4 protein-coding genes and 1 pseudogene are annotated in these 7,015 nt (G+C 42.0%); all 5 read right to left on the reverse strand.

Translation table 11 applies throughout. The features are described from left to right. Positions 1-773: chloride channel protein (locus GMD1S_RS09740; RefSeq protein ID WP_000392576.1), on the reverse strand; the 773-nt coding region annotated here is incomplete at its 3' end. A gap of 12 nt (positions 774-785) precedes the next feature. Beyond that, the gene (locus tag GMD1S_RS09745) at positions 786-1,565 is read right to left on the reverse strand and encodes a ribonuclease HII (RefSeq protein WP_000207517.1); all 780 of its coding nucleotides are present in this window, start codon (positions 1,563-1,565) and stop codon (positions 786-788) included. After that, entirely contained in the window at positions 1,552-2,403 is an 852-nt protein-coding gene (gene ylqF, locus GMD1S_RS09750) for a ribosome biogenesis GTPase YlqF (protein WP_000201284.1), read from the reverse strand. The genes GMD1S_RS09745 and ylqF overlap by 14 nt, the downstream gene beginning before the upstream one ends. 203 nt (positions 2,404-2,606) lie before the next feature. Then, positions 2,607-3,785 (reverse strand): annotated as a pseudogene (locus GMD1S_RS12620) (hypothetical protein). A 17-nt stretch (positions 3,786-3,802) separates the two neighbouring features. Next, positions 3,803-7,015 (reverse strand): helicase-exonuclease AddAB subunit AddA (addA, locus tag GMD1S_RS09765; RefSeq protein WP_000306098.1); only part of this gene is annotated, 3,213 nt, incomplete at its 5' end.

The raw sequence follows: 7,015 nt of genomic DNA on the forward strand, positions 1-7,015 counted from the left end.
ACAGCTTTCTCATAGAGAAAACCAGAAAGCCCGAGAAAAACTCCCATAAGGAGGTATATCCAATACTGGTCTAGGGTCATGAGAGGAATGTCGTCTGGCATATCCAGTACGGGTGTTAAGCCAAATATGAGCAGAGAAACAAAGTTTGCTACGAGACTAGCTGCTAGAGTTGATACCCAGAAAAATCGTGAAAAATGGTGATAGACTTCCTCTACAACAAAGAGGAGACCTGCAATTGGTGCATTAAAGGCAGCTGCTAAACCTGCAGCTGCTCCACTGGCAATCAGGGAACGTTCCTCTACTGGGCTAGATTTGAGCCACTTGGCAATACCTTTACCACCAACTGCTCCAAGTTGAATACTTGGCCCTTCCCGACCTAGCATAAGGCCACTGGCAATAGCAAGAATACCTAATACATATTTCTTCCAGAGGACACTCCACCAGTTGAGACTCATCAGTCCCTTTAGTTCAGCTTCAACTTGAGGAATTCCTGAACCCTTGATATCTTTTTCTGACCGAGTTAGTTTCGCGCTAAGCCAGCAAACTATTACATAAAATAGGCCAATGATAAAAAGATTGCGCACTAAGTGCGCTTGATCTTGATAGAGTCCTTGTATCAGATGGAAGCCCTTTTCGATTAAGAAACGAAAAGATCCGACGATTAGCCCGACGACGAGACCAACAATGATTCCCCGTCCAACTTGGGATAATATGGTGCTTGAGGCAAAGGCAAATTCTTTCTTGGAACTGAGTGTTTCTGACTGTTCCTCCATAATCATTTCCTCTTACTTGTCTTTCTTAGTTGAAACCAGTGTTTTGACTGGTTCAAAACTGGTTCGGTGAATTGGGGTGACACCTAGTTTTTCTAGTCCTTTTAGGTGTTTAGCTGTTCCATAACCTGCATTAGCTGTAAAATCATATCCAGGATATTGCTGATCATATTCCTTCATCAATTCATCCCGTGTCACCTTGGCTACTATAGATGCAGCTGCGATTGAGAGAGAGTTGGCATCTCCTTTGATGATTGCTGTTTGGGGAATCGACAACTCCAGTTTCATGGCGTCTATCAAGAGGTGCTCAGGTTTCGGACTGACCTGGGAAATTGCTTCCTTCATGGCCAGCTTGGTTGCTTCATAGATATTGACTTGGTCGATGACCTGATTATCCATGATACCAATACCGATTGCCAAGGCTTGATCTTGAACAGCATGATAAATTTCCAAATGTTTCTTTTTGGGGATCTTCTTGCTATCGTTGAGGCCTCTAATCTTACAATTTTTCGGCAAGATAACGGCTGCAGCGACTACAGGTCCAGCAAGAGGACCACGGCCAACCTCGTCAACACCTGCAATTAGAGTCAATCCTTGCTTATAAAGTTCTTTTTCATAAGAAAGCATAGTTTCCAGGCGAAGGTCTTCATCCAGTTCAGCCTGAATGGCTTTTTTACGCTTGCTGATTTCCTTTTGAACTCCAGTTCGGCTATCTTTTTCCAGTTCAAGAAAAAGGGGATTGTATAAGTCTTTGACCGTGGCAAGAAGTTCTTTGATTTCTTTAATCGTCGTCATCGATATCGTCCAATGTATCTAAGGTGTAGTTACCGAGTTTTCCATCACGAACTTCCTTCACGAAGAGGCTGTAAAAACGGTCGTAGTCGTCTCGGAAACCGAGGGCACGTGTCATATCCATGATAATAACAGGAGCATCTTCTTCAATTTTCATTTGTTTGAAGCGTTCAGCTAGCTTATCTGGATAATGTTTTTTGAAATAATTGAGACCAAAAATGGTGACTTCATCCATAGGAAGCAACTGGTCTTTAATTGCTCCAGTTAAGGCTAATTTCAGTGCGACAGCATCATCTTCAAACTTAGGCCAAAGAATCCCTGGTGTGTCTAGGATTTCAAGGTCTTTATTGGTTTTGAGCCATTGTTGCCCCTTGGTAACACCTGGTTTATTGCCGACCACCGCAATCTTTTTCCCAGCCAAACGGTTCATCAGAGTTGATTTGCCAGCATTTGGAATTCCGATAATCATGGTACGCAAGGTTTCAATCTGAATGCCACGTTCTTTCTGGCGTGCAATCTTATCAGCCATAAGCTTTTTGGCTGCATCTGTCACAACTTTTACGGTAACTTGCTCTTTGGAGTTGATTGCCAGAGTTTGAATCCCTTGTGATTCAAAGTACTGACGCCATTCTTTTGTCATTGCTGGATCAGCTAGGTCTGCCTTGTTTAAAATCAAGAGTTTGGGTTTATCTCCCACAATCTTGTTTAACATAGGATTTTGACTAGATAAAGGTAGGCGAGCATCCACCAAAATCGTCACAAAATCAATAAATTTTAAATTCTCCTGAACTTGTCGCCGAGCCTTTGACATGTGACCCGGAAACCATTGAATAGTAGCCATAATAATTCCCCTTCCGACTAAAAAAAACGTGATAAAAACGTTTTCTTTCTTACCATCTATTCTATCATAAATGATCCCTCTTTGCATAGGCTTTTGTCTACAAAAATGAGTATATATAGTAAAAATGTTTGCATAAATAATGTATTGTTATATCAAAGTACGAGAAAATACCTATCAAGTCATATTGACTATAGGTATTTTTCTTATAAGAGTATTCTTGAGAGAAAAGGGCTGATACAATTTGTGACAATCGTTTCACTCCAGAGAATTTGCGCTGGGGATAAATAATCAGCTCTTAAACATTCTTTTAAAAATTCAGCAGCTTGATCCGGAGCAATTTCAAACTCAAAGGCTTTCATCTTGTAGAAAAAATCGATGAGATGCTCAGATAAGTATTCATCTGAAAAGGGTACTTCTCCACTTTTTCGAAATTCTAATAAGAGCCGAGAAAATCTAGCTTTTTCATCAGGCAAATCCCGAAAATAGGAATTAAGAAGCCAGGTCTGCTTCTGCTTTCTTTCAATTGGATCCTGACTCGCAATTCGTTGGTCTTTTTCCAGCTCTTTTTGGTATTGTTTAGCCTTGATAGCCCGTTCTGTTCGATTTTTACCAAAAAGTATTTTTTCCCACTTGCGTTCTTCTTGGGTTAGGGTTTCTGTAAAGCCAAAGTAGTCTTGATAGGCACGCTCTGCTGGTCCCATGGCTAGGACCAGATTGTCTGCATATTGCTTGGCGATTTTATCCCTCTTCTTGCGCTCTTTCTCTGCCTAGATACGGAGTTCTTGTTCGTAGTCAATTTTCTCCTTGCCTAGCTTGACAAGGTAGAGTTGATCATCCGGTTTTCCAAGTAAAAAGGGCTTAATGCATTTTTCAAGGACTTCTTCCATGCGAGCCTTCTTCTTTGGCTCAGCCTTGGTCCAATTTCCTCCTTGAAAGACTTCTAGGAAGAGTTGGTAGTCTCTCTCAGGTGCGAACTGATTGCCACGATTAGGCTTGAAAACGCCTTTTTCCCAGAGCCATTTTAGAAGTCGCTCGTCAAAGTCACTTTTATTGACCTTGATTTTTTCCTTTTTCTGGGCTTTTCTGGTAAGATTTTCAACCTTTCTGAGTAATTTTTCTTCCTCTTCTAGTTGCTGGTCAAGGGACAATCGATGAAAATGACGAACACAATCGCTGCCGATTGGAAAGAGGCGTCGGCCTGTGACACCGTTAAAGAGTTCGTAGGCGTATTTGATAGCATTCCCACAAACACAATTGCTACGGCCGATACCATTAAAAATCAAGGAAACTTCATTCCATTCCTTGGTAGCCTGTTCCCAAGTATCGGCTTTTGAAGCCTGTAAAACCGCATCGTGCAGGGATTTTCTAACTGGAAGTGTCATGAGGTCTCCTTTCTAGATTATACTTTTACAACTTGAACCTCGTCTTTACCGAGTAAAATCAAGTATTTTTCAATATTTTCAATCAAATAGGCTCGTGATAAAGCCTCTCCATAAAGGGCTAATTGACCACGATAGCGGTCTATGAGTTGACTTGGCTCGTCATAGCGGTCTGTCTTGTAGTCGAAAAGAACGATACGATCCTCATAAAGCAGATAGCCGTCCAAGATTCCACGGACAACGAAGTCTTCCTGACTCTTTTGATCTCGTTTGAGCATGGAGAAAGGTTGCTCGCGATAAAGATGGTCTGTATTAGCAAGAATTTCTTGACCAAGTGCTGTGTCAAAGAATGAAAGAATTTTAGCAAGATTGATCTTGTCTCTGACAGCTGGGCTGGTTTGAACTTGTTTGAGAGTTTCTGTCAGGCTAGCAAGGGTTGGTCGCTGACTTAGGTCAATTCTCTGCATGAGTTCGTGGGTAGCACTACCAATCTCAGCTCCTGTTACCTTTTCTTTGGTTGAAAAATCTGGTAACTCAAAGCTAATTTTCTTGTCTACTGACTGGCCTTGACCTGCAATCTCGACACCTTCCATATCCATAACTGGTTCATAGAATTTCTTGATTTGACTTGGGGTTTGAACACTAGGAAGCTCAATGGCTGCGCGGTGAAGAGTATTATAAACTTCCACCTCTTTCAGCATTTCCAGAGCTTCTTTGATGGTTTCAGACTGGCGGTTGTCTGCTTGAGAGCTATCTTGTAGAGGGCTCTTGTTTTCCAACTGACCAATAGCTTCTCTAGTCAACTGGTCTTCGCCAACAAAACGATAGCTAAAGTTGAGATTGTCCTTGGCAAACACTTTGCTGATAGCCCAGATCCAATCTTGGAAATTTCTTGCTTGCAGTCTGGTATTGCTATCTAATTTTCCGTTATTTGCTGCCGGGTATTCCTTGGCTTCTAGCTTTTCACGAGAACCCTTACCGACAAAATAGAGCTTTTTCTCAGCCCTCGTCATGGCAACATACAGCAGACGCATCTGCTCTGAATAGCTAGCCAATTGCAGTTCTTTCTCATTCTGCGTATAAGTTAGGCTAGGAATGGAGAGTTTGATGGTTTTAGGATAGTGTGCTTCCACTGCTCCTGTTTCCACCTTGGCAATGTATTTGACACCAAGCCCATTTTGACGACTGAGAATGACGTCTGACATGCTGTCTTGCTTGTTGAAGTCCTGATCCATGTTGAGGATAAAGACATAAGGAAACTCCAGACCTTTGCTCTTGTGAATGGTCATAAGTTCCACGGCATCTTTAGGCGGTGCGACAGCTACGCTTGCGAGGTCATGCTGAGCCTCTAAAACTTGATCAATCATACGAATAAAACGAGACAAGCCTTTGAAATTGCTCTTTTCAAACTGGTCAGCACGTAGCGCTAGGGCATAGAGATTAGCCTGCCTAGCAAGTCCGTTTGGCAAGGCTCCAACATAGTCATAATAAAAACGGTCATTATAAATCTTCCAAATTAAGTCATAGAGAGAGTGGGTTTTGGCATGTAAGCGCCAAGAATCCAAGATATCCATGAATTGATTTAATTTTTCAGCTAGGTCCTTGTGAATTAACTCTTTCTGATCAGTTACCTGTCTTTGAGCATTAACTAGTTTCTCATAAAGATTCTCTTGTACTTTATCTTCTGCTTTCTGAAGAGATAAACGTGCCAACTCATCCTCATCGAAACTAAACATAGGAGACTTCATAAGGGCAACCAAGGCGTAGTCTTGCAGGGGATTGTGGATGACACGAAGGGTGTCCAACATGACTTGTACTTCTAAGGATTGGAGGTAGTTGTTTTGCTCACCGTCTGTTTTGACAGGTATCCCGTACTCAGACAGGGCAAGTAGAATCTGGTCATTACGACTGCGACTGGAAGTCAGAAGGGCAATTTCTTTGAAGGCCACACCTTTTTCTTGATGTAGCTTTAAGATTTCCTTGATGACAAGGCGCATTTCCCCAGTGAGTTTCGTGTCTTCATCACTTTCTTCTTTCTCTTGCCCACTATCGCCCTTATCGTAGAAGAGAAATTCTGCCTTGTTGTCTGGATTAGGAGTCAGTTTGGTATTGGCAAAAACAAGCTGGTGCATGCTATCATAGTTGATTTCACCGACCTCTTGGTCCATAAGGCGTGCAAAAACATCATTGGTTGCTGACAGCACTTCTGAACTACTACGGAAATTTTCCTTGAGCAAAATCAGCTTTCCTTCTTGAGGATTTTGCGCATAGCGTTGAAATTTTTCATTGAAAATCTGGGGATCTGCCTGACGGAAACGGTAGATGGACTGCTTGATATCTCCCACCATAAAGCGATTGTGACCATTCGACAGCAATTCCAGCATCCGTTCTTGAATGTGGTTGGTATCCTGATACTCATCGACCATGACTTCATGAAATCTCTCTTGATAAGTCTCGCGAACTTGTGGGAAATTCTCTAAAATCTCAATGGTGTAATGACTGATATCAGCGAATTCAAAGGCATTTTCTTGGCGTTTACGTTCGCGATAAGCCTCCACAAAATCACTCATAAAGGTTTGGAAGGTTTTAGCTAGCTCCCAAGTATCTTCATGATAACGTTCTTGATAGTCGAGAATGGTTATCTGATCTGCTAGTTGTCCAAGTTTTGCAAACTGGGCCTTTCTCTCTTCGTTGTGGGCATCAGCCAGTGGCTTTAAATCGGCCTTACGACTGGAGTTAGCCAGAGCTCGACCATTTTTTTCCTTAGAGATGGCAACAACACGCGCAAGCACTGCTTGATAAGCCTGACTATCGGACTCTTGATTTAAGGAGCCAATTTCATCCAGAACCTGTTGAACAGCTTCTAAATAGGTAGCTTTTGGAAACTCATTGGCATCGTTATCCAGATGATAACGGAGGAAACTTTCCAAATCCCAGAGCGCCTGCTTAATTTGCTCAGTTAGTTTCTCTTTTTCATTTGCAAAGTCAGCTTTTTCAAACCCTTTGAGAAAAGACTCGTTCAGCCATTTTTGGGGGCTACTGGTGGATTGAAGGAAATCATAGATTTTGTAGACTTGCTGGCGCAGACCTCGTTCATCCTTGCCACGTCCAGCAAAGTTCTTCACCAAACGGCTAAATTTCTCTTTATTCTCACCTTGGTAATGCTCTTCAAAAACCTGATGAAAAACTTCGTTCTTTAAGAGTAACTGTTCACTTTCATTTTGTAGAATACG

It is taken from the genome of Streptococcus sp. GMD1S (assembly GCF_000296875.1).
GTDB lineage: Bacteria > Bacillota > Bacilli > Lactobacillales > Streptococcaceae > Streptococcus.